At 42.1% G+C, this 1,045-nt stretch carries 1 protein-coding gene and 1 pseudogene; both read left to right on the top strand.

Annotated elements, in window-relative coordinates:
- Window positions 1–152 (top strand): annotated as a pseudogene (locus tag QVP90_RS01650) (NAD-dependent epimerase/dehydratase family protein); the annotation flags it as partial.
- A 93-nt stretch (window positions 153–245) separates the two neighbouring features.
- Window positions 246–1,045, top strand: an 800-nt coding sequence (locus tag QVP90_RS01645) for an MraY family glycosyltransferase (protein ID WP_288203733.1), incomplete at its 3' end; no start/stop codon positions are given.

Here is a 1,045-nt window from a genome sequence, read left to right as displayed (position 1 = left end):
TACTGCATCTGCCTTTAAACAAGGAGCGTCTTCGGAAGCTGACGGAGAATTATGTGGTTAGTAATGCCAAAATAAAGAACGCATTGGGCATTGAAAAAATGCCGGTGACTGCTAAAGAGGGCTTGATAAAGACCATACAATCGTTTGAGTGATTTGTGATCGGGTCAAGATTATCCGTTTATAATCAGATGATTGGCTCTTTTATTATTTCCATGATCGAAGATACTTTTTAAATATATAAGACTGTGTATTATCTAATCATCTTAGTTCTGCTCTTCCTTGCAGAACTTTTTTATTTCCGCATCGCTGATAAATGTAATATCATCGACAAGCCGAATGAACGTAGTTCTCACACCCGCATTACTTTGCGTGGTGGAGGGATCATCTTTTATTTTGGTGTATTGGCTTATTTTCTGACGAGTCATTTTGAATACCCCTGGTTTATGCTTGCCTTGACATTGATCACCTTTATCAGCTTTGTAGACGACATCCGTTCCACTTCACAAGTACTCCGACTGGTGTTTCATTTCTCCGCCATGGCTTTGATGTTTTATCAATGGGGGTTGTTTTCACTCCCTTGGTGGACGCTTTTTGTGGCATTGATCGTTTGTACGGGTATCATCAATGCCTACAATTTCATGGATGGCATCAATGGCATCACCGGCGGATATTCATTGGTTGTTCTCGTAGCCCTTGCTTATATCAATGAGGCGGTCGTTCCTTTCGTCGAACAGGATTTTATTCTGACGGTGCTTTGCAGTGTCTTTGTTTTCAACTTCTTCAATTTCCGGAAACGTGCCAAGTGTTTTGCCGGTGATGTCGGTTCTGTCTGCATTGCATTCGTTCTGCTGTTCTTTATCGGCAAGTTAGTTATCCGGACGGAGGATTTCAGTTGGATTATCCTGTTGGCCGTATACGGTGTGGATAGTGTACTGACGATAATCCATCGCCTGATGCTTCATGAGAATATCGGTTTGCCACACCGGAAACATCTGTATCAGATTATGGCGAATGAACTGAAGATCCCTCATGTGGTGGTTTCATC

It is taken from the genome of Bacteroides sp. CAG:189, from assembly GCF_000432295.1.
GTDB classification, from domain to species: domain Bacteria; phylum Bacteroidota; class Bacteroidia; order Bacteroidales; family Bacteroidaceae; genus Bacteroides; species Bacteroides salyersiae.
Note: the sequence above shows the minus strand (reverse complement) of the source record. Positions and strands in the feature narration are given on the sequence as shown.